The sequence below is a fragment of the Klebsiella sp. SWET4 genome (genome assembly GCF_024296565.1).
In the GTDB taxonomy this organism is placed as follows: Bacteria; Pseudomonadota; Gammaproteobacteria; order Enterobacterales; family Enterobacteriaceae; genus Klebsiella; species Klebsiella variicola.
This window is the reverse complement of sequence record NZ_JANCOB010000001.1, coordinates 191,066-212,293: the sequence shown is the minus strand read 5'-3', so window position 1 is coordinate 212,293 and position 21,228 is coordinate 191,066. Positions and strand designations below refer to the sequence as shown.

18 protein-coding genes and 1 pseudogene are annotated in these 21,228 nt (G+C 57.5%); 15 read left to right on the top strand and 4 right to left on the bottom strand.

Going from position 1 to position 21,228, the window contains the following annotated elements; all coding sequences use genetic code 11:
- Positions 1–278 precede the first annotated feature (278 nt).
- From mgtA to NKJ21_RS01185, 5 genes and pseudogenes are all read left to right on the top strand, one after another.
- Positions 279–2,971 (top strand): annotated as a pseudogene (gene mgtA / locus NKJ21_RS01205) (magnesium-translocating P-type ATPase).
- A gap of 75 nt (positions 2,972–3,046) precedes the next feature.
- On the top strand, positions 3,047–3,271 hold the full coding sequence (locus NKJ21_RS01200; protein WP_012542117.1) for a hypothetical protein: 225 nt from the start codon (positions 3,047–3,049) through the stop codon (positions 3,269–3,271).
- A 14-nt stretch (positions 3,272–3,285) separates the two neighbouring features.
- Positions 3,286–4,938: a Na/Pi cotransporter family protein gene (locus tag NKJ21_RS01195; RefSeq protein ID WP_306471507.1), complete on the top strand. Its 1,653-nt coding sequence runs from the start codon at positions 3,286–3,288 to the stop codon at positions 4,936–4,938.
- Between the two features lie 65 nt (positions 4,939–5,003).
- A complete protein-coding gene (locus tag NKJ21_RS01190; protein ID WP_008807658.1) occupies positions 5,004–5,348 on the top strand; it encodes an SLOG family protein in 345 nt (114 codons plus the stop codon).
- 325 nt (positions 5,349–5,673) lie between these two features.
- Entirely contained in the window at positions 5,674–6,807 is a 1,134-nt protein-coding gene (locus tag NKJ21_RS01185) for an NAD(P)/FAD-dependent oxidoreductase (RefSeq protein ID WP_204364569.1), read from the top strand.
- A gap of 143 nt (positions 6,808–6,950) precedes the next feature.
- On the opposite strand, the gene NKJ21_RS01180 is transcribed toward NKJ21_RS01185, so the two are convergent.
- Positions 6,951–7,538 (bottom strand): TetR/AcrR family transcriptional regulator C-terminal domain-containing protein, encoded by a 588-nt coding sequence (locus tag NKJ21_RS01180; protein ID WP_254732653.1) that lies wholly within the window; start codon positions 7,536–7,538, stop codon positions 6,951–6,953.
- A gap of 165 nt (positions 7,539–7,703) precedes the next feature.
- On the opposite strand from NKJ21_RS01180, the gene NKJ21_RS01175 reads away from it, so the two are divergent.
- The gene (locus NKJ21_RS01175; RefSeq protein WP_023339967.1) at positions 7,704–9,146 is read left to right on the top strand and encodes a DHA2 family efflux MFS transporter permease subunit; all 1,443 of its coding nucleotides are present in this window, start codon (positions 7,704–7,706) and stop codon (positions 9,144–9,146) included.
- 122 nt (positions 9,147–9,268) lie between these two features.
- Here the strand turns inward: NKJ21_RS01175 and NKJ21_RS01170 are convergent, their stop codons facing one another.
- Together NKJ21_RS01170 and NKJ21_RS01165 are read right to left on the bottom strand one after the other, a co-directional pair.
- Positions 9,269–10,054 (bottom strand): SDR family oxidoreductase, encoded by a 786-nt coding sequence (locus tag NKJ21_RS01170; protein ID WP_012542123.1) that lies wholly within the window; start codon positions 10,052–10,054, stop codon positions 9,269–9,271.
- A 51-nt stretch (positions 10,055–10,105) separates the two neighbouring features.
- A complete protein-coding gene (locus NKJ21_RS01165; RefSeq protein ID WP_012542124.1) occupies positions 10,106–11,002 on the bottom strand; it encodes a GntR family transcriptional regulator in 897 nt (298 codons plus the stop codon).
- A gap of 191 nt (positions 11,003–11,193) precedes the next feature.
- Between NKJ21_RS01165 and NKJ21_RS01160 the strand changes: the two genes are divergently transcribed.
- From NKJ21_RS01160 to NKJ21_RS01130, 7 genes are read left to right on the top strand one after another with little or no spacing between them, the layout of a single operon-like run.
- On the top strand, positions 11,194–12,006 hold the full coding sequence (locus NKJ21_RS01160; protein ID WP_016160714.1) for an ABC transporter substrate-binding protein: 813 nt from the start codon (positions 11,194–11,196) through the stop codon (positions 12,004–12,006).
- 27 nt (positions 12,007–12,033) lie between these two features.
- Positions 12,034–12,759 (top strand): amino acid ABC transporter permease, encoded by a 726-nt coding sequence (locus NKJ21_RS01155; RefSeq protein ID WP_023322396.1) that lies wholly within the window; start codon positions 12,034–12,036, stop codon positions 12,757–12,759.
- Positions 12,756–13,496: an amino acid ABC transporter ATP-binding protein gene (locus tag NKJ21_RS01150; RefSeq protein WP_012968502.1), complete on the top strand. Its 741-nt coding sequence runs from the start codon at positions 12,756–12,758 to the stop codon at positions 13,494–13,496. The genes NKJ21_RS01155 and NKJ21_RS01150 overlap by 4 nt, the downstream gene beginning before the upstream one ends.
- A gap of 13 nt (positions 13,497–13,509) precedes the next feature.
- Positions 13,510–14,685, top strand: a complete 1,176-nt coding sequence (locus NKJ21_RS01145; RefSeq protein WP_049154942.1) for a M20 family metallopeptidase — start codon at positions 13,510–13,512, stop codon at positions 14,683–14,685.
- Positions 14,682–15,782: a mandelate racemase/muconate lactonizing enzyme family protein gene (locus tag NKJ21_RS01140; RefSeq protein WP_254732651.1), complete on the top strand. Its 1,101-nt coding sequence runs from the start codon at positions 14,682–14,684 to the stop codon at positions 15,780–15,782. Before NKJ21_RS01145 ends, NKJ21_RS01140 begins: the two co-directional genes overlap by 4 nt.
- A complete protein-coding gene (locus NKJ21_RS01135; protein ID WP_016160709.1) occupies positions 15,769–16,938 on the top strand; it encodes a Xaa-Pro peptidase family protein in 1,170 nt (389 codons plus the stop codon). Before NKJ21_RS01140 ends, NKJ21_RS01135 begins: the two co-directional genes overlap by 14 nt.
- Positions 16,939–16,948: 10 nt before the next feature.
- On the top strand, positions 16,949–17,872 hold the full coding sequence (locus NKJ21_RS01130; RefSeq protein ID WP_023297410.1) for a dihydrodipicolinate synthase family protein: 924 nt from the start codon (positions 16,949–16,951) through the stop codon (positions 17,870–17,872).
- Here the strand turns inward: NKJ21_RS01130 and NKJ21_RS27730 are convergent.
- Positions 17,856–18,953, bottom strand: a complete 1,098-nt coding sequence (locus NKJ21_RS27730) for a hypothetical protein (RefSeq protein WP_049010402.1) — start codon at positions 18,951–18,953, stop codon at positions 17,856–17,858. The two genes, NKJ21_RS01130 and NKJ21_RS27730, sit on opposite strands and share 17 nt — an antisense overlap.
- 68 nt (positions 18,954–19,021) lie before the next feature.
- Between NKJ21_RS27730 and NKJ21_RS01120 the strand changes: the two genes are divergently transcribed.
- Positions 19,022–20,230 (top strand): pyridoxal phosphate-dependent aminotransferase, encoded by a 1,209-nt coding sequence (locus NKJ21_RS01120; protein WP_043875491.1) that lies wholly within the window; start codon positions 19,022–19,024, stop codon positions 20,228–20,230.
- Positions 20,231–20,616: 386 nt separating this feature from the next.
- Positions 20,617–21,204, top strand: a complete 588-nt coding sequence (locus tag NKJ21_RS01115) for a TetR/AcrR family transcriptional regulator (RefSeq protein WP_016160705.1) — start codon at positions 20,617–20,619, stop codon at positions 21,202–21,204.
- Positions 21,205–21,228: the final 24 nt, after the last annotated feature.

Here is a 21,228-nt window from a genome sequence, read left to right as displayed (position 1 = left end):
GCCGCAGCCCGTTTTCGTGCGTCACGCTGAGTTAAGTCACTGCTGGTACCTGTTTATTCACTGATGTATTCATACTTGTACATCGGCAGGAATAATCACGTCCAAATAAAACAAAATATAAACTTCACGCCTGTTTATTTTTAATAATAAACAGCGGGAAGCCCTGTGCGAAATTAATTAAAACCGATCGCTGATGCGACATCGGGCTATTTTCGGCCGCCCTTAATCCGGGTCTTACCGTAAAAAGCCTGCTGCCGCCCGGCGACAGGAGCAGCACCATGACTGTACAAATCAAGAACCGAAATAAAAAAAGCACGCTGTCTATGCGTGCCGCCCAGGAAGCCCAAAACGGTATCGCAGAAACCCTGGTTAACCTCAACACTACCCGGGAAGGGCTGCAGGAAGCCCAGGCAAATGCCCGGCTGGAGCGGGATGGCCTGAACGAAGTGACTCATGACAAGCCACCGCACGCGCTGATCCAGCTGCTGATGGCGTTTAACAACCCGTTTATTTATGTGCTCGCCATTCTCGCCGGGATCAGCTTCTTCACCGACTACTGGCTGCCCACCAGCCATGGCGAAGACGGCGACCTGACGACGGTGATAATCATCGGCACCATGGTTGCCCTCAGCGGACTGGTGCGCTTCTGGCAGGAACACCGCTCGGCCAAATCGGCCGAAGCGCTGAAAGCGATGGTACGCACCACCGCGACGGTCGTTCGTCGCGAACAGCCGGGCAAAAAGGAACGCCACGTGAAATCCCGATGCGCGAGCTGGTGGTGGGCGATATCGTGCAGCTCTATGCAGGCGACATGATCCCGGCGGACGTCCGTTTGATCGAATCACGCGACCTGTTTATCAGTCAGGCTGTCCTGACCGGCGAAGCGCTGCCGATTGAGAAGTACGACACCCTCGGCGACGTGGCGCAGAAATCCGCGCACGACAAGGCGGTTGATAACGAAAATCTGTTGGATATGCCTAACATCTGCTTCATGGGGACCAACGTTGTCAGCGGCACCGCTCAGGCGGTCGTGGTGGCGACCGGGCCAAGGACCTACTTTGGCTCACTGGCAAAAGCGATTGTCGGCACCCGGGCGCAAACGGCGTTTGACCGCGGGGTGAACAGCGTCAGCTGGCTGTTGATCCGCTTTATGCTAGTGATGGTGCCGGTGGTGTTCCTGATTAACGGCCTGATGAAGGGCGAATGGTGGGATGCCCTGCTGTTTGCTCTGGCCGTCGCCGTAGGCCTGACGCCAGAAATGCTGCCAATGATCGTCAGCGCCAACCTCGCCAAGGGCGCGGTGGCCATGGCGAAGCGTAAAGTCGTGGTTAAGCGCCTTAACGCGATTCAGAACCTGGGCGCGATGGACGTGCTGTGCACCGACAAAACCGGCACCCTGACGCAGGATAAAATCATCCTTGAGCACCACGTCGACACGCACGGTCAGAAAAATCAGTCCGTGCTGGCGCTGGCCTGGCTCAACAGCCACTATCAAAGCGGCATCAAAAACTTGATGGATCAGGCGGTCATTTACTTCTCTGAAAATGAGTCGGGCTTTGTGCAACCTCAGGGGTACAGCAAAGTCGATGAGATGCCGTTCGACTTCGTGCGCCGTCGCCTGTCGATTGTGGTGAAAGACAGCCAGAGCAATCATCTGCTGGTGTGCAAAGGCGCCGTGGAGGAGATGCTGAGCATCGCCACCCACATGGAAGAGAATGGCAAGGTTATCCCCCTCGACGATCAGCGCCGTGACGCCATGCTGGCGATGGCGAACGACTACAACAAAGACGGCTTCCGCGTTCTGGTGGTCGCTACGCGCGACATTCCGAAAGCCGAAGCAAAAAGACTGTACAGCACCGCTGATGAGCACGATCTGATTATCCGCGGCTTCCTCACCTTCCTCGATCCACCTAAGGAGAGCGCGGGTCCGGCGATTGCTGCCCTGATGGATATTGGCGTCGCAGTCAAAGTGCTGACCGGCGATAACGCGATTGTCACTACGCGGATTTGCCGCCAGGTGGGACTGGAGCCAGGCGAACCGGTACTCGGCCCGCAGATTGAGGCGTTGAGCGACACGGCCCTGCAGCAGTTGGTGGAAGAGCGCACGGTGTTCGCCAAGCTAACGCCGCTGCAGAAATCACGCGTGCTGAAGGCGCTGCAGGCCAACGGTCATACGGTGGGCTTTCTCGGTGACGGCATTAACGATGCCCCTGCTCTGCGCGATGCCGACGTGGGTATCTCGGTCGACAGTGGCACCGATATCGCCAAGGAATCGGCCGACATCATCTTGCTGGAAAAGAGCCTGATGGTGCTGGAAGAAGGCGTTATCAAAGGCCGCGAGACCTTTGGCAACATTATGAAATACCTGAACATGACCGCCAGCTCCAACTTCGGCAACGTGTTCTCGGTACTGGTGGCCAGCGCGTTCATTCCGTTCCTGCCGATGCTCGCGATCCAGTTGCTGCTGCAAAACCTGATGTACGACATCTCCCAGCTCGCGCTGCCGTGGGACAAAACGGACAAAGAGTTCCTGAGCAAACCGCGCAAGTGGGATGCAAGAAACATCGGCCGCTTTATGGTCTGGATTGGCCCGACCTCGTCCATTTTTGACATGACGACCTTTGCGCTGATGTGGTTTGTGTTCAGCGCTAACAGCGAACACATGCAGACCCTGTTCCAGTCCGGCTGGTTCGTTGAAGGCCTGCTGTCGCAGACGCTGGTGGTGCACATGCTGCGTACCCAGAAAATTCCGTTCATTCAGAGCACCGCCGCCTGGCCGGTACTGATGATGACCGGTCTGATTATGGCTATTGGAATTTACGTGCCGTTCTCTCCGCTCGGGCCGTTGGTTGGGCTGCAGGCGCTGCCGTGGCAGTACTTCCCGTGGCTGGTCGGCACCCTGCTCGCCTACTGCTGCGTGGCGCAGGGCATGAAAACGTTCTACATCCGTCGCTTCAGGCAGTGGCACTAATTCTGCGTTAAAGACGGTGATTCACGTGCCGCTTCGGCGGCACCTTTCAGGCAGGCCACACAGGCTGGAAGTATTATGGAAAAGCGACATTCCATCATTTTCCTGATTAAAAATAAGACCATCGCGTTGATTGTCTTATTTTTAATGAAAATAACCCGCACCCTTCGCGTCCGTGCCCTGGCATGGTACGCCGGAGGGAAGATTAACTATCAACACACTAAAGCATTACTGAACCTCGCCAGCGCCATACATCGTTTTTCGATCAGGTTACTGCGTTTTATTTCACTACCCGCCCTGTAGAGGGGGAATTCATGATGTCCGGAACCACTCTGTTAATTCACCTGGCTGGCGCCATCGCATTGCTGCTCTGGGGCAGCCATATGATTTCAACGGCGCTGCAGCGCGGCTTCGGCACGCCGCTGCGCAACTGGATGGGACGCCACCTCACTAACCGCTGGACCGCCCTGCTCTCCGGCATTGGCATTACCGGCATTCTGCAAAGCAGCACGGCGGTCAGTATGATGGCGACGTCATTTACCGCCGCAGGTACGCTAAGCCTTGCCCCCGCGCTTGCGGTGATGCTCGGCGCCAACATCGGCTCCACGCTGGTGGTCCAGCTGATGAGCTTTAACATGGAAATCGCCATTCCGCTGCTTCTGCTGGCCGGGTTTGTGGTTTTCAAGCTACGCGACCATTCCAGCTTTGAAAGCGTGGGCTGCGCCCTGATTGGCCTCGGCCTGATGCTGCTGGCGCTGCATTTACTGGGCGGCACGCTGCAGGACATTGAGGTCACGCCGGTGTTTCATGCCGTGATGCAGGGGCTACAGGGCGATATTTTCATTGCCCTGCTGGTGGCGGCGCTCCTGACGCTCCTGTGCCACTCCAGCGTGGCGATGATTTTGCTGATCGCCTCCCTCGCCGGTACCGGCACGCTGACCCCGACGACGGCCCTGGTGCTGGTGCTTGGCGCCAACATCGGCGGCGCGTTACCGCCGGTGTTAAACGCCGGGTCCGCGGTGGCCCGCCGCCTTCCGGTTGGCAACCTGATGGTCCGCCTGTCCGGCTGCGTGCTGGCGTTACTGCTTCTGCCGTTGCTGATGGCGATCGCCCGTAAATCCGGGCTGAACACGCCGCAGCTGGTGGTGTGGTTTCATACCGCCTTTAGCGTGGCGCTCGCGCTGCTATTTATCGGCCTGAACGTGCCAATGGCTCGCTTCCTGGAGCGACTGTTTCCGGAAGAAGAGCGCGTAGGCGACCCGGGTATGCCGATGTATCTCGACGATGCGGGTCTGGAAGTGGCTTATATCGGCCTGTCCAATTCGGTTCGCGAATCGCTGCGTGCCGCCGACATGCTAACCATCATGCTGGACCGACTGCTGGTGCTGTTTGTGACCCAGGAAAAACAGGCTGCCGATGACATCCGCCAGCTGGAGCAGTCGGTCGATCTGCTCAGCGCGGCGGTTCGCGCCTACCTCGCCGACATTGGTCAGGACGGGCTGAATGATGCGGATGCCGATCGTGCCCAGGAGATCCTGATGTTCATCATCAATGTTGAGCACGCGGGCGACATTCTCTCCAGCAATCTGACCCAGCTGGCCACGCGCCGCGCACGCCGGGGAGAACATTTTAACGACTTTGAATTACACCATATTCGCCTGCTACATGCGGAGCTCCTCACCAGCCTGAACTTAGGAATAGCGGCATTCCTGCGTGAAGACTTGTCTGCTGCCCACCAGCTGGTGCAGCGCAAAGAAACCATCCGCCAGTTGGAGGCCTCCGCCAGCCGCGAGCACTTCAAAAAACTACGGGAGGACAAGAATGCCTGGGCGGAATCCGGCGACATCTTCCAGCGAGTGCTGCGGGACTACCGCCGCGTGCATCACCATATCGCCGCCGTCGCCTACCCGGTCATTGACCGCCTGGGCGATACCTCGCTGCGGTTTATTGAAACGCCGCCGGATGTTTAAAAAACAATAACCGCCAGCGCGCGGACGAGATCCTTTTCAAGGCAAGCAACGTTAAGGTACAAAAAATGCGAGTGTTAATCTGCTCGGGTCGGTTTTATGCCGACACCCATACCATCACCCATGTGCTGGATCTCTATGCCCGTACACAGACGATTAACGTTTTGATTCACGGAGGGCACCAGGCGCTGGGCGGCGCGATAGAAAACTGGGCGCGCGGGATCGACGTTCACGTGATCCGCTACCCGGCAAACTGGGCGCTGCACGGAAAATATGCAGAGACAAGGCGCAATTTGTTTATGCTGGAAGATAGCCGCCCTGACGTACTGCTGGCTTTTCCTGGCGGAGAAGATACGGCGGAGTGCATAAAGATGGCGAAAAACAGAGGGATCCGCGTCATCGACGTCGTTTAACCTGAGTGGGTGAAGTTCGGTGACCATGGCCACAGGCAGGCGTCCGCTGAAGGGGTATTGAATGACGGCCTTGACGATTAACCAGCAATGGTCAATATAGAGAACCTTACTCGTCTAAGTGTAAGCTGAGCGCAGAGAGGAGAGTCAGGCGGGGGGCCCGGCCCCCAATTGTCCGGGAACATTATGGGCAATACCGCTCAGCATACCCTCAGGCTTCCGTTGGTCCCCGGGATGAGATTTCACGTCCACTCCCCTTATTCGTGCGGTATCGAAACCAGGAACAGCCGGACAACGACACCCGCCATACCTTACCTGGAGCGAAAAAATGACCTCATCCATTGCCATCGTCGGAGCAGGACTCGGCGGCCTCATGCTCGCACGTGTTTTACATGTTCACGGCATTTCCTCTGTGGTCTACGAAGCTGAAGCCTCTCCCGAGGCCCGCCCACAAGGTGGCTTGCTGGATATCCACGATCATAATGGCCAGCGGGCGCTGATAGCGGCAGGCCTGTACGATGCCTTCCGGGCCCTTATTCTTCCTGGTGGTCAATCCACGCGCGTACTCGATAAAGAGGGCAACGTATTGTTCGAGCAGTTCGATGATGGTTTGGGCGGCCGACCAGAAGTCTCTCGCGGCGCGCTTCGCACGCTGCTGCTGGAGTCGCTTCCTGCGGACACCGTGCAATGGGGCCGTAAAGTGGCAGATATCGTCCCCCATGATGACGGCACGCATAGTTTGTACTTTACGGATGGCGCCACCACCAGGGTCTCCCTGGTGGTGGGCGCAGATGGTGCCTGGTCGCGTGTCCGCGCTCTGGTCACCGATGCTGTCCCTGCCTATGCGGGATTTTCGTATGTCGAGCGCTGGCTTAGTCACGTTGATACTGATCATCTGGCTTGCGCGCAAGCAGTAGGCCGCGGCTCATTTTTTGCGCTCTCGCCAGGCAAGGGTATCATGGCGCACCGGGAGCCTGGCGGCGTGATCCACGTTTACATTGCTCTGTGCCAACCCCAGGCCTGGTTCGCTGACGTGACGTCCGCTAATGCACAGGTTGACGTGCAACGCATAGTCGATGAATTCGATGGCTGGGCGCATCCACTGCAAACATTGATTACGGAGGGTGATGGTGAGCCCGTATTGCGCCCTATTCACTTTTTACCTCCCGGACTTCGATGGCCGCGAACAGCAGGCGTAACGCTGTTGGGCGACGCCGCGCATCTTATGCTGCCGTTCGGCGAAGGCGCTAATCTCGCGTTAGAGGATGGCGCTGAGCTGGGACTCGCGATTGCGGCCAATGCAGATAATCCTGAAGCCGCGCTGTCCGCTTATGAAGAACAGATGTTTATCCGCGTCGAAAGTGCGGCCAACGACGCGCAGGCAATGGCAGGCATTCTCTTTGGGGACGAGACACCCGACGCGTTGTTGCATTTTTTTAATCAATATAAAACGGGATCCTGATCCCCCGACGCTGCGGTGATTCTTGCGCCATGAACAAATCACCCTCCCGCCATCGGGAGGTCACCGTTCAGGATGTCCGGAGAATAACGATCCGGATATAAAATCATTAAAACGCTGTCGCAATAGCTGAAATCTGGAACGAGTTATTTTAATAACCCCTTCATGATCAAAGACAGACCGAACTCAAAACACGTATCCGGATGTTGGTGGGTAAGCCCATCGATACGACTGATTTCTGTTGAGGGTGTAGACAATCTTTCATCATCATGTCTGTCTGTACGAGACTGCTCCTCCAATACGCATCCCAGGGTATATTCGCTAATAGTGAGTAATATCATTGCGGCTTCAGCCTCAGAAAAGCCGGCCCGCATAAGGTAAGCCACCTTTGGGTAGAACGTTTCCCCTCCTACCCGCGCCGGTGTTGTCCCCGCATGGAGCAGTGCGCCATCCCGATGAGCGAGAAGCGCGCGGCGGAAACTGCGCGCGTTATTTGCCAGCCAGTCTGCCCACTCGGCCGTGTCTTCAGCCAGCGGAAGCGAATGGTGCCTGGCCAAAACAGTTGCGGCCATCTCTTCCAGTAAGCTGGCCTTGTTCCTGAAATGCCAGTACAGCGTTGCGGATTCTACCCCCAGCTTTTGCGCCAGCTTTCGCGTCGTTATCGCTTCCAGCCCGACTTCATCTAAGAGTGCTAATGCAGCATTAATGACCTGATCCCGCTGAATTTTAGCCATGGTGTTCATCCTGTTGTTAATGCATCCAACCGAGCCCGTGGTAGATGAAAAGAGATCTTCTCCTGACCAGGAGCCTACCGGCGCCATTGATGAAAATAAATCTATCATTGATAGAAAAATTGATCAATGATAGATTTTTAACGCATCGCACCTAAAGGTCATCCCATGAATATCAATCGAGATACGCAGGTAAAGAAAACAAACCATGCTGGCCCCATCAATGCCATCCCGCCGGTTTTGTGGATGCAAGCCGCCATCATCACCCTTGGTGCATTCGCTACCATGCTCTCATCCACCATGCTCAGTGCTGCGCTTCCGACCATGGCAAACGGCCTTGGGGTGACGGACGCCTCCATCCAGTGGATAGCCACCGCGTACCTCATGGCGCTGGCCGCAGGCGTTCCGGTTAGCGCATGGGCGGTAAAACGGTTTGGCGCCACCCAACTTTGGCTCTATGCACTTATTTTATTTGGTGTTTTCTCGGCAGTTTGCGCGTTATCCCCGAATATCGAGGTGCTGCTCACCGCCAGAATAATGCAAGGTCTGGCAGGCGGGTTACTCGTGCCGGCCGGGCAGACGATCCTGGGTCTGGTGGTCGGTCGTGAGCGCCTCGGGCGGATCATTGGTACGATAGGCGTGGCTATCGTCATTGCGCCCTTACTGGGAACGTCTCTGGGGGCCGTGCTGCTTCAGGTCTGCGGATGGCGAGTCTTGTTTTTTATTAATGTCCCCTTATCTCTCTGTGCCTGGCTTGCGGGATGGAAATTACTCCCTCGCCCGACAATAAAAAATGATAAGCCGCTCTCCCTGGACTGGATGGGGTTAATACTGATTCTTTGTAGCCTTCCCCTGCTCATGGAGGGTATTAAAGGCGTCAGCCTGAATAGTGGTGAAAATAGCGGGAACATTATCTTACTCAGCGTGGGCGCACTGTTTATCGGCTTGTTTATCTTTCGCTCTTTTCGCATTGACTCGCCTTTACTTCATCTCAGCCTTTTCAAACATCGTGGCTTCACATTATCGGCGTTGCTGATGGCTATCGGAGGTGCGGTGAATTTTGGTGGACAGTTCCTGCTCCCGTTGTATTTCCGCGACGTTTGCCATGAAGCACTGGCTGATGTGGGTTTGCTCCTTACCCCGCAGTTAATCGGTTCTGCCACAGGATTCCCGGTCGCCGGTTATTTCTCAGACCGGCTGGGTCCTCGCGTGGTGCTGATCGTTGGCGGCTTGATCTCGGTGTTAGCGACATGGCCGCTGGCCATGATTGATGGAGGCAGTAGCTACCTCCTGGTCGGTAGCGCACTCGCTATCAGAGGGTTCGGTTTAGCCCTTGCGACAGTGCCGGCGATGGCGGCAGGCCTGGCGATGGCGGGTACCCGTCATGTTTCTGATGCAGCACCGATTCTCAACATCCTGCAGCGTGTTGGCGCGATGGCTGGCGCGGCCCTGGTGACGGCGTGCTACGTCAGACTGGCGCATACGCAGGGTAGCTTAGCCGCCTTTCAGCACGCCGGGTGGATACTGATCAGCGGCGCCATACTGCTCACCCTTTCAGCACTTTTCATGGTGAACCATCAGGGATCATCAACGCGGGAAGAAACAAGATAACCGGTCTGGCGTCCTGTCCCGCACCCGGTACGCAATAGTTAACACCTCATTCTGAATGAGCGCGAGAGAGGCGTGAATGCCAGTCAACGACACCAGCGACTGGCATTGCACGCGACTCCCCACTAAACCGAACCAATCAATCCGCCATCGACCCGGATCACCGCCCCGGTAATGTAGCTGGCAGGCTGGCTTGCCAAAAAGGCAGCGGTAGCGCCGTACTCATGGGGGTGGCCATAACGTCCCGCCGGAATGCTCAGACGACTCTTCTCCGCGACCGCTTCCGCAGTGGAATGTTCCCGTTTCGCCTTGATAGCATCCAGCTGACCCACCCGGTCGGTAGCAATGCGCCCAGGCACCATCACATTCACCGTGACGCCGTCGGCCGCCACTTCAGCGGCAAGGGTTTTCGACCAGCCGAGTAAGCTCATGCGCAGCGCATTCGACAGGGCGAGACCCGGAATCGGGGCAATCACACCGGACGAGGTGGAGGTAATAATGCGTCCCCAGCCACGGCTGCGCATGGCGGGCAGTAGTTTATCGGTGAGCTGGATTAACGAGGCGACCATCACTGAAAATTGCTGTTGCCAGACGGCGCCGTCCGTCCCCTGTGCCAGCGTGGGCGGTGGGCCACCGGAATTATTGACCAGAATATCGATGTCGCCCCAGTGCTCGCGGATATCGGCGATGACCGTATCAAACTGTTCCGGGACGGCAAAATCCAGCGGCCAGGCGCGGGCGGTACCGCCCAGCTGAGTGATGCGTTCCACCGTTTGCGCCAGCTTCTCTCTGTTGCGGCCTGTCACGGCGACCTTCACGCCTTCCTGCGCCAGCGAGCAGGCGATAGCCTGTCCAAGGCCACTTCCCGCACCGCAAACCAGTGCCACACGCTGTTGTATCTGCAAATTCATAAATGCTCCTGATTGTATTTTCAGGATCATTATGTGCAATAGTGATGCCAGTTATACGCGGGGGCTTTTTACATTGACCTGGTCAAACGCGTATTGCAGGTGTTTTCTCATCAACTCTGCCGCCTGTTCCTGTTTGTTCTCTCGCAGGGCATCAATGATGGCAACGTGCTCTTCGCACCACTCTTTTACGCGACGCTTATTGTGATAGCTACCAAATTCCAGCAGGCGGCGCAGCCGGTTTTGCTGCTGAATAGCCTGTAATACAAACAGGTTGCCGCTGGCCTCTGCCAGCAACTCATGAAACGCCGCATCGGTTTCGAAAATCTCTTTGGCCGGGACCTGCGTAATGTCCGGGTGGGTGATGAGTCTCAGATGCCGGGCGCGCAGACGTTTAAGCATCTGCCGGTCAACATGCAGGTTGGGCGTCAGCAACGCCATCGGTTCAATCATCAGGCGAAAACCGTAGCTATTGCGCAGAGCGATATCGGAGTTCAGGGTTTGCAGAAAGCGCCAGCCATGCCCTGCATTGCGGGCAATCAGGCCATCCTCCGATAGCTTCACCAGCGTACGGGTCAGCACGCCGCGATCAACATCATAGCGCTGGCTGATTTCGGTCTGGGTAAAGGATTCCGGCAGGATACCTGCAATGCGGTCATGGACCAGTTGCTCGTACAACTTCTGGTCATTGCTCTTGGACTGCTCAATCTCCAGCTGATCCAGCTCATTACTGCGTTTAAGCAGGAAAAAACCCTGGTTTGGCCGCGCTTCAACCGCCCCCATGCGGGTCAGTTCCTTGAGCCCGGCACGTACCGGCGTACGCGAAACACCCAACGCATCGGCAAGATGTTGCTCACGTAAATGATGACCTGGATCGAATCTTGCTTCAGATATCAGGTCGAGTATTTGCCGGGCTATCCGGCGACTGCTCGCAGTGGAGTCAGGCTGCATGAATTCACGATTCCCTGAAATGCATTGTTGTGGTCGATATATACAATATCACGACCAACAAAACGCAGCAAAGTAAAGCAAGGAGTGCACGGTTAACGTGCAACACGCACCAGAATGAGACGTTTTTTCACACGCATAATTGTATTTATTGACTCACTAAATTCAATTTAAACCTTAGCCAGGAGACGACTATGTCCAGCAATTCTTTTCTGTTTCGCCGCGTGCGTACTTTGATGTTCGCGCTGACCGCCCTGCCGCTGGTCAGCCATGCGGCGGTGGAAACCATCGCCAAGGGTCAACTGACCTATGGAACGGCAGCGACGTTCATGCCTTTTGAATACGTGAAAGCAGGCAAGCTTACCGGCTTCGATATCGACCTGATCAACGCGCTAAGCAAAGAGATCCAACTGACGCCGGCGCCAATGCCGATGGAATTCAAAGGGCTTATTCCGGCGCTGCAGGGTAAACGTCTGGATATCATCAACTCCGCCATGTACGTCAATCCGACCCGTGCCGAGCAGGTTGACTTCGTACCCTATCTGAAAATCGGCAGCCGCGTGGTGGTCCGCAAAGGTAACCCGGCCAACATCACCGGACGTGACCTGAGCCTCTGCGGCAAAAACATCGCCGTGACGCTCGGCGGGATCGAAGAGAGCCAGGCGCGGGCAGACAATCAGCGCTGCGTGGAGGCCAAAAAACCGGCCATCAACGTCATGACGTTCCCCGCCGCCACCGATTCCGCCGTGGCCGTCGCCCAGGGACGTGCCGATGCCGAGTTCCTCTCCACGCCGGGCACCGTCGCCCTGTTTACCGAAAAAGCCGGCATGTTCGAAGCGGTTGGCGCCGAGTTCGAAGCGAATACTCACATCGCCTTTGCCGTGCGTAAAGGCGATACCGCAACCCAGGCCCTGCTGGAGCAAGGTCTGCAGAGCCTCGTCAAAAATGGCACCTACACGCAACTGATTAAGAAGTGGAACTTCCCAGACTCCGTTGCCCTTTTCTAACCCGTTTGCCATTAACCGGAGAACGCTATGTCGATCGATTTAATGTGGCAGTACTTCCTCTCCCCCGAATTTATTCGGGGTGCGTGGATGACGCTACTGATTACCCTCTGCTCACTGTTGTGTGGCGTGGTGCTGGGCCTGGTGTTGGCGCTGTTGCAGGAAGCGCCGTTTCGCGCCGGGAAAGGGCTGGCCTTTTTCTACCTGTGGCTGTTTCGCGGGACGCCGGTGCTGTTCCAGATAATCTTTGTCTACAACGTGCTGCCAGGCTTCGGCTTACGCTTCTCCGCGTTTACCTGTGCAGTGCTGGCCCTTTCGCTCAATGAAGGCGCCTACATGGCGGAAATTCTGCGCTCTGGCCTGCAGGCGGTGAAAAGCGGCCAGCGCACCGCCGGCATGGCGCTGGGGATGACTCACGGCCAGATCATGCGAAAAATCGTTCTGCCTCAGGCCGCACGCATCGTTCTGCCGCCGATGGGTAACCAGATGATCAGCATGCTGAAATCGAGCGCGCTGGTCTCGGTTATCGCCGTTCAGGAACTGCTGCTGGTCGCTAACCAGGCCGCCAGCGCCAGCTTCCGTTACTTCGAAGCGCTTTGCGCTGCGGGCATCTATTACCTGCTGCTCACCAGCCTGTTCATGATCTTCCAGTCGTGGCTGGAAGGCGTGCTGGATCCCAGGCAGCGCCGCAGCAAAAGCCAGAAGCGGCTGACTCGCCTGTTTAAATTACCGAAAACCGTCCGGGAGGAACCATGAGTGAGAAACCGCTGCTGGAGATGATCGGCATTGATAAGACTTTTGGTCGCCAGACCGTACTCAAAAACTGCTCTCTGACCGTGCAACGCGGAGAAACCGTGGTGCTGATTGGCCCGTCCGGCTCGGGAAAATCCACCCTGCTACGCTGCGTCAACATGCTCTCGCCCGCCGACAGCGGCGATGTGTTCTTCGCCAGCCAGCACATCAGCCGGGGCGATGTGCCGGCGCACAAACTGCGTCAGCGCATTGGCATGGTGTTCCAGAACTACGAGCTGTTCTCGCACCTGACCGCAGCGGAAAACATCATGCTGGCCCCGATGACGGTGTTGGGAATGAACCGTATTGATGCCCGCAAACTGGCGGACAACCTGCTGGCAAAAGTGCGCATCAACGAACGTGCAGACCATTTTCCGGACGAGCTCTCCGGCGGACAGCAGCAGCGCGTGGCGATTGCCCGGGCGCTGGCGATGAAGCCCGAGCTGATGCTCTACGACGAACCCACTTCCGCCCTCGACCCGGAGATGATCCGTGAAGTGCTGGAAGTCATGGCGGAGCTTAGCGCAGAAGGCATGACCAGCATGGTGGTGACTCACGAAATGGGCTTCGCCCGTCGGGCCGCTAACAAGATTCTGTTTATGGAAGACGGCGAAATTATCGATCGCGCCAACACCAGCGATTTCTTCGCCGGCCATGTCAGCGACCGCGCGCAGCGCTTCCTGACGCAAATATTACATTAATCACGGAGTTCCTATGTCCAGTTATCAGGTTGACAGCGCTCGTATGAAAAAGGACTTAGCGACGCTGGTTGCCATCAACACGGAGAATCCACCGGGCCATGAGCGCGAAGCCGCCGAATGTCTGGAAGGCTGGCTGCTGACCGCCGGGTTCGATCTCTCCTTTAGCGAATACGCACCGGGGCGGACCAACGTTATCGCCATCCTGAACAATGGACCGGGGCCGTGTTTCGCCTTTAACACCCACCTTGACACCGTTCCGGCGGGCAGCGGCTGGGCCAGCGATCCCTTCACGCTCACCGAGCGTGACGGACGCCTGTATGGACGCGGCGCCTGCGATGCCAAAGGCCCGCTGGTGGCGATGGTTGAAGCCCTGCGTCTGCTGGCTGCCAACCGTCAGCAGTGGTCCGGCACATTGATGGGGGTGTTCACCGCCGATGAAGAGGTCGCCAGCGAAGGGGCGAAATTCTACGTCCGCGATAATCCACCGGCGATTGATTTCGCGGTGATTGGCGAGCCGACCTCGAATGCCACCTTCTCCGCCCACAAAGGCAGCTTACGTCCTCGCGTGCGGGTTAAAGGCGTCACCGCGCATTCCGGTACGCCGGAGCTGGGGGTTAACGCGATTTACCAGTCAGCGCGCCTGTTAGGGTTGATTGAAGAAGCCCACCACCAGCAGGTGCGTTGCCGCTGCCACGATCTGGTCGGCAACGCCAGCCTGACGGTAACCCGCATCCACGGCGGCCATGCGGACAACGTGGTGCCAGACAGCTGTGAGCTGCTGCTTGACCGTCGCATGGTTCCGGGCGAAGACGAAGAGGTCGTCAAAGCCGAACTGCAGCAACTGCTCGACCACGCATACGCACATGCAGGTGTGGAAGCCGAAATTATCGCCTGGCAGCCCACTACCGGCGGCGCGACGCAAACCGACAGCCGCGAAGCCATTGTCGAGCAAAGCCTTGCTGCCTGTCGCCGTCATGGGCAGAGCGAACCCGGCCCGTTTGGTTTTCAGGGGGGATGTGACCTGGTGCATTTCCGTTCGCTGGGCGCAAAAGGCGTCGTGATTGGCCCCGGTTCGCTGGCCGTGGCTCACAAACCCGATGAATTTGTCCCTGTCGATGAATTTATCGCAGCGGCCTACCTCTATCTCGATATTGCGCTCGCCATGCTGCCGCCGGAGCCCGGTTTATGAAAGCGCAGCTCTTTCGGGGAGATCTGCATTACGCCGATGTGACGCTGCATACCGCTGCCTCTGGTCCGGTGACGGCGCTCGACACGCTCTGGCTGCGTCTGGAAGACCAGGGGGTGACCGGGATTGGCGAAGTGCGGCTCAACATTCGCTACCTGCATGGCTACCGCGAAGAGCAGGTGCTGAACAACCTGCTTCAGATACTTCGCCGCTGGGACTGGCGCCAGGCGCCCGCCGCGCGACTCGCCGCGCTAGATGACGAAGACTGCACGCTCCTGCCGCCATCGCGCATGGTGCTGGATATGGCCTTGCACGACCTGCTGGCGCGTCAGCAAGGGGTAAGCGTTGCCGCCTGGCTGGGGGCGCGGGATGGCCTGCCTGCGTGGCACACCAACCAGACCCTGTTCTGGGGCAGCGAGAGACAGATGCTGGAGCAGGCGCAACGCTATGTCGTTCGCGGTTTCACCCAGCTGAAGTTGCGCACAGGCGTGGCGGATTTCGCTACCGACCTGGCCCGTCTGCAACGGCTGCGCCAGCGGTTCGGCCAGCAGATTTCGCTGGCGATTGACGTGAACGGCCAGTGGTCTCTGGCGCAGGCTCACGCGGCATTCCCGTCTCTGCGCGAGCTGAAGCTCAGCTACATCGAACAGCCGTTAAGCCCGGCAAACGACAGCCAGCTTGCGGAGCTGTACGCCTACGGCATCCCGATCATGCTCGACGAAAGCCTCAACAGTGATGCCGCCATCACCCGGCTGATCGCCGCCAAAGGTGCGCTGTGGGGGCATCTCAAACTGGTGAAACTGGGTGGCCTTGCGCCGACGCTGACCGCCGCCAACCGGCTGCGACTCGCCGACGTGCCATTCATGATTGGCCAGATGAATGAAGGCCATGCTGCCACCGCCGCCGCGCTCCAGCTGTGTCGTGTCGTGCAACCGGCATTTGCCGAGCTGTATGGCGCCGATGGCTTAACGGATGATCCCGTCAGCGGGCTGGAATACCGCAATGGCCTGGTCACCGTCAATGACTCACCCGGTCTGGGCGTGCAGTTTAATGCCGCGCAGGCCCACTTACTCCAGGAGTTTACTCATGCAAGATGTTAACAATGTGATTCAGGGCAGTGAGTCCGCCTTTAGCGCTGATGAATATGCGCAACGCATTCGACGCACCCGCGAACGCTTAAGCCGCGCGGGCGTGGACGTCATGATCGTTACCGGCCCGGAAAACATTTTCTGGCTCACCGGTCAGCAAACACCGGGCTATTACACCTTCCAGGCGCTGTTGCTGCCGGTAGAAGGGGATCCGGTGTTTGTGATTCGCCAGCTCGAATACTTTAACTTTATCGCCAACACCTTTATTTCTGACGCCGCCATCTACCAGGATGGCGATAACCCGGTGGATTTCCTGGTGGGCATGCTGCAACAGCGCGGCTGGCTCCACAAACGGATTGGGCTGGACAAACGCGGTTGGTTCCTGCCGGTTGCCGTGTATGAAGCCCTGCAGGCCAGGCTCGGCACCATTGCCGATACCGCGGGCGTCATCGAGCCGCTGCGCGCCGTGAAATCGGCGGCGGAGGTGGAAAAAATCGCCATCGCAGCGCGCTATGTGGACGCGGGCATGCGCGCGGGCATGGCGGCGATTCGCAGCGGCGCAGACGAAAACGCGCTGGTCTCGGCGATGATGGGGGCCGCCATTGCCGCCGGTTCCGAGTATGTCGGCATGGAACCGCTGGTCTCGACCGGCCCACGCAGCGGCGTGCCGCATGGCACATGGCGTCGTCGGGTGATGCAGGATAACGACCCGGTATTTCTGGAAATGTCAGCGGCTCACGACCGCTACCACGCCGCGATGATGCGCTCCGCCTGGCTGGGGCGGCCGCCCGCTATCGCCATCGAAATGGAAAAAGTGTGTCAGGAAGCCCTGCAGGCCTCTCTTGATGCCATTCGTCCAGGCGCCACCTGCGAAGCGCCGCACCTGGCCTGCCAGAAGGTGATTGATCGCGCCGGGTTCACCGAAAACTTCAAAAAACGCACCGGTTACTCCATCGGTATCGCCTTTGCGCCGGACTGGGGCGAAGGCGGCATTCTCAGTCTGTATCGTGGCGTCACCACTGAGCTGCAGCCAGGAATGACCTTCCACATTCCACCGGCTCTGCGGATCTACGGTCAATTTACCGTCGGCGTCAGTGAAACCGTGGTGGTGACCGAAACCGGATATCGTCAGTTGGGTTCCCTGGCTCGCCCTCTCACACTGCTGTAAGGAAAGAAAAATGAAAGATATCAATGAATGCCGTGAACGCCTGCGCGGTATTTTCAACATCACCGTCACCCCGTTCACCGCCAGCGGCGCGATCGACTTTCCGGCGTTACGTGAAAATATTGAACGCGTGATTGGTCTGGGTTATGACGGTCTGCTGATTGGCGGCACCTACGGTGAATTCCCGGTGATGACCGTCGAAGAACGCCGTGAGCTGTTTCATCAAGTCATGGCCTGTGTGGATGACCGCGTGGCGGTCATGCTGTGCAGCGCCAGCGCCGACCCGCGCGATGCCCGCGAGCTGACGCTGCTGGCAAGCGAGCTGGGCGGCCTGCCGATGGTGACCGCGCCCTTTGTTAGCGAAATCACTGACCAACAGATCGTCAGCTACTTCAAAGAGATGGCTCCCTTATCCAAAACCGGCATCCTGGTGTACAACGCGCCGGGCATCGGCATCACCCTCTCCCCGGCGCTGCTGGAACAACTGGCAGAGATCCCCAACGTGGTCGGCATCAAACAGGGCGATCTCAACCCCACCGCCATCGACCAGATTGCCAACCGTCTGCGTGGGCGTCTGCGCCTGTTTTGCGCTTCCGATCTGGCCTTCCTCGGACCAATGATGGCCGGATTCGACGGCATCAGCACCACCAACAGCGGCGCGCTGCCGGAGCTGATTATCAATACCTTCCGGGCCGTGGAACAGGGCGATGCTGCCACGGCCCGCGATCTGCATCAGCTGTGGTACGCGTATCGCGCGCTGGCGCGCAAACATGGTCAGCCGCAGCTGGTGAAAGCGGCGATGGCGCTGCGCGGTTTTAACGGCGGCACCGTACGCGCACCGTTAAAACCGATCGACGACGCGGCGCTGGCGGAGCTGACTCACGTCATGTCGGCGCTTGCCAGCGACAGCCGTAGCGGCGTTACGCTGGCGCGTTAAGCGCCGCCCGTAAAAAGGCGACGAACAGCGGATGGGGCGCATCCGGGCGGGACATCAGTTCCGGGTGCCCCTGCACACCATGCCAGAACGGCAGTTCCGGCTGGGAGATGGCCTCCACGATATCGTCCGTTTGCGCACTGACGCTGACCCCGCTGCGATCCAGCGCCGGTAATAAGTCGGTGTTAAAGCAGTAGCGATGGTTGTAGTGCATTTCGCGGATATTACCGGGGATCAACCCGAAGGAAAAAGGGAATACGCCGCAGCGATGACGGCCATCGACAAAGGGAACAAAGCTGTGCAGAGCCTCATCCGGAGCCACTTCGGCGGGAATGGCTGATTCGCAACCCGGACGTCGGCGCACGACTGCGGTCATCATGCTCTGCATTCCCAGGCATAACCCCAGCGTGGGCTGTCCGCGGGCAAGCGTATCTTCCGCCACGCGGATTTGTCCCTTGACGGCGGCCATCGAGGAACCGCCTGGCAACACGACGCCCTGGACGTCGTGGAGGTCGTGTAACCCAGGGGACAGACTGACCGGCGAGAAGAAATGGACCTCCAGCTTCAGCCCCAGCGACGCCGCGGCATCACCCAGTGAGCCAAGCGTGGCGGGGTAGACCAGACGGTGGTCTGACTCACGGCCAATCAGCGCGATGCGCAAGGACGTCCCGGCAGAGGATGGCTCCCCGGCATCCCAGCGACCATAGCGATCGGCGGTGAGGTCTAGCACCGTATGTTGCCCATCGCTGAGCGTCAGGCGCTGGTTGCGGTCATCGCTGAACAGCCGTTGGCCCGGCAGGTCGGCGATAAGCGCTGCCTGCGAGGACGCCAGCACAATGACAGCATCTGACTCAGGCAGGCTGGCGATATCGCGCACCTCTTCATGCAGCGTATCGCTGCGCCAGAGGCCGCTGGTCACGCAGTACCCGGCACGAATGACGTGCTGATGGCTGTCGGGAACATCGCCGGCGAAGTCGGGGCGAAGGCTCCAGAGAGGCAGTCCAAGACGATTAGCCCACAGGCTGGCGGTAATACCGTAGCGAGCGGGCGCAGAGGTGTTATCGAGAATAAAGATCGGTGACACGGCGAGTTTCCTGCTGAGGTTGGGGACCTAATTGTATTAATTGAATCATTAGATACAAAAGAGGATTTATGAATAACAGTCAAATCGCCCGTCGTATGCAATCTGTACGCCCTTCACCGACAGCGGTCATTTCTGACCAGGTACGGGCACTGGAAGCCGCAGGCAAGCCGGTTATCAACCTGGGCGAAGGAGAACTGGATTTTGCTACCCCGGCCCATATCAGCTATGCGGGCATTGAAGCGATCGTGCATCATCAGACTAAGTATACCGCCGTTTCCGGCACCGCCGCGTTAAAGGAGGCCATTGCCGCCAAGTTCGCTCGCGACAATCAGTTGCATTACCGTCCGCAAGAGATCATCGCAGGCAGTGGCGCCAAGCAGCTTATTTTCAATGCTTTTCTGGCCACCCTCGACGCCGGGCAGCAGGTCATCATTCCCGCCCCCTACTGGGTCTCGTATCCGGATATGGTCTCTCTGGCCGATGGCGAACCGGTGATTGTGCCCTGTGATGAACAAAACGGCTGGAAGCTGACGCCGGAACAACTGGCCGCCGCCCTCACCCCATCAACGCGCTGGCTGATCCTCAACTCGCCGGGCAACCCGACGGGGGCGATTTACAGCGAGCAGGAACTGCGTGCCCTGGCTGCGGTGCTGGCGGATTACCCACAGGTGCTGGTGATGGCCGACGATATTTACGAGCCGCTGCGCTATGACAATACCCCTTTTACCACTTTTGCCCAGGCCGCCCCGCAGATGGTTTCACGTACCCTGACGGTAAACGGTGTGTCCAAAAGCCACGCCATGACCGGCTGGCGTCTGGGCTATGCGGGAGGGCCGCAATGGCTGATTGCCGCCATGCAGATCCTGCAATCACAAAGCACCTCCAACCCCAGCAGTATTTCGCAGGCTGCGGCGGTCGCAGCGCTTAACCACTCAGCCAATTTCTTCGACGGCTGGCTCAACGTGTTAGATAAACGCCGCCAGCAGGTGCTGGGAATGATTGCCGCCACCGATGGCCTGAGCGCCACCGCTCCCCAGGGGGCATTCTATGTGTTTGCTAACTGCCAGGCGCTCATGGGCCGGATGACCCCTGGCGGCGAAATCCTTCGCAACGACAGCGCGCTGGCGAACTGGCTATTAGAACAAACCCAGGTGGCCGTTTTACACGGCTCCGCGTTTGGAATGCCGGGGTATTTGCGTATTGCGTATGCGATAGAAGATGGCCTGCTAACCCAAGCCTGCCAGCGGATAGCGGGCGCCTGCGCGCAATTGCGTTAAAAGCGTGTGGTGGCGCAGCGGCTACCCACGCGGCGGCAAACCACGCTCGGTCTGAAAAATGCCGTGCTTATCGCCTACCTTGCCGATAAGCACGTTGTCATCATGATAGCTCACCGGGTAATAGCGACGTTCTCTTTCCCGGTTTTCCACTCCACCGTTGCGGCCACCACCGCACGCGGCAGGAATAGCATCCTGCGCATAGCTAATAATAAAGCAACCTCCCTGCAGCTGAATTTATACCAGACCCACAAAATAGATTTTCGTTATTTTGTTAATGCTATAAAAAACACAATGCTAACAGCTATCCCCGAATGTTGAACACGTGCAAGGTTTCAGAAATTATGATATAGTTCGCGCTTTAATGGATAGTGATTAAGGTTGAAATATTGAAAACGGCCAATTTTTCTGAGTTGATAAAAATAGCTGCGCTACAACTGTTCAGAGAAAAAGGGTTTAGCAATGTCTCAACCCGTGATTTGACGCAGAAAATGAATATTTCCAGAAGTCATATCTATCACTATTATCGAGACTGGGAAACGCTCAAGAAATCCACTATTCAGTATATGTTTGAAAATGACATACAAGAATGTCATGCGTTTTTAAACGCGTCAGAAAAAATGAGCGCTAGTGAAAGAGTAAACCTCTATATCAGAACGCTGTTACCCGATGCACCTTCGGCACACTGGCTGCTCTACCTTGAACTATGGCCAATGGCAGCACGCGATGCGGATTATGCTAAATTAGTGCACGATTACTCCCTGCAATGGATCACTATTCTTGAAGGCATCATTAGCGTAGGGATGCAGGAAGGCGAGTTCCTTGCGGAAAACGCCGCTACCTCAGCCAGACAAATAAACACATTAATTGATGGGTATTCCAGCTTGCTGATCCTCGATTATTCAGAAGACAGACGCAGCATTTTTCTTAATGAAATATCTGAGCTTGCCTTTAAAATACTTAAAAAAGATTTCTGAGTGGGTGAAGCAAGGTAGCGTATC

Excerpts from the sequence above, each read along its gene's own strand:
- NKJ21_RS01200 (WP_012542117.1), top strand. The coding sequence starts at position 3,047 with ATGGAAAAGCGACATTCCATCATTTTCCTGATTAAAAATAAGACCATC.
- NKJ21_RS01195 (WP_306471507.1), top strand. The coding sequence starts at position 3,286 with ATGTCCGGAACCACTCTGTTAATTCACCTGGCTGGCGCCATCGCATTG.
- NKJ21_RS01190 (WP_008807658.1), top strand. The coding sequence starts at position 5,004 with ATGCGAGTGTTAATCTGCTCGGGTCGGTTTTATGCCGACACCCATACC.
- NKJ21_RS01185 (WP_204364569.1), top strand. The coding sequence starts at position 5,674 with ATGACCTCATCCATTGCCATCGTCGGAGCAGGACTCGGCGGCCTCATG.
- NKJ21_RS01180 (WP_254732653.1), bottom strand. The coding sequence starts at position 7,538 with ATGGCTAAAATTCAGCGGGATCAGGTCATTAATGCTGCATTAGCACTC.
- NKJ21_RS01175 (WP_023339967.1), top strand. The coding sequence starts at position 7,704 with ATGAATATCAATCGAGATACGCAGGTAAAGAAAACAAACCATGCTGGC.
- NKJ21_RS01170 (WP_012542123.1), bottom strand. The coding sequence starts at position 10,054 with ATGAATTTGCAGATACAACAGCGTGTGGCACTGGTTTGCGGTGCGGGA.
- NKJ21_RS01165 (WP_012542124.1), bottom strand. The coding sequence starts at position 11,002 with ATGCAGCCTGACTCCACTGCGAGCAGTCGCCGGATAGCCCGGCAAATA.
- NKJ21_RS01160 (WP_016160714.1), top strand. The coding sequence starts at position 11,194 with ATGTCCAGCAATTCTTTTCTGTTTCGCCGCGTGCGTACTTTGATGTTC.
- NKJ21_RS01155 (WP_023322396.1), top strand. The coding sequence starts at position 12,034 with ATGTCGATCGATTTAATGTGGCAGTACTTCCTCTCCCCCGAATTTATT.
- NKJ21_RS01150 (WP_012968502.1), top strand. The coding sequence starts at position 12,756 with ATGAGTGAGAAACCGCTGCTGGAGATGATCGGCATTGATAAGACTTTT.
- NKJ21_RS01145 (WP_049154942.1), top strand. The coding sequence starts at position 13,510 with ATGTCCAGTTATCAGGTTGACAGCGCTCGTATGAAAAAGGACTTAGCG.
- NKJ21_RS01140 (WP_254732651.1), top strand. The coding sequence starts at position 14,682 with ATGAAAGCGCAGCTCTTTCGGGGAGATCTGCATTACGCCGATGTGACG.
- NKJ21_RS01135 (WP_016160709.1), top strand. The coding sequence starts at position 15,769 with ATGCAAGATGTTAACAATGTGATTCAGGGCAGTGAGTCCGCCTTTAGC.
- NKJ21_RS01130 (WP_023297410.1), top strand. The coding sequence starts at position 16,949 with ATGAAAGATATCAATGAATGCCGTGAACGCCTGCGCGGTATTTTCAAC.
- NKJ21_RS01120 (WP_043875491.1), top strand. The coding sequence starts at position 19,022 with ATGAATAACAGTCAAATCGCCCGTCGTATGCAATCTGTACGCCCTTCA.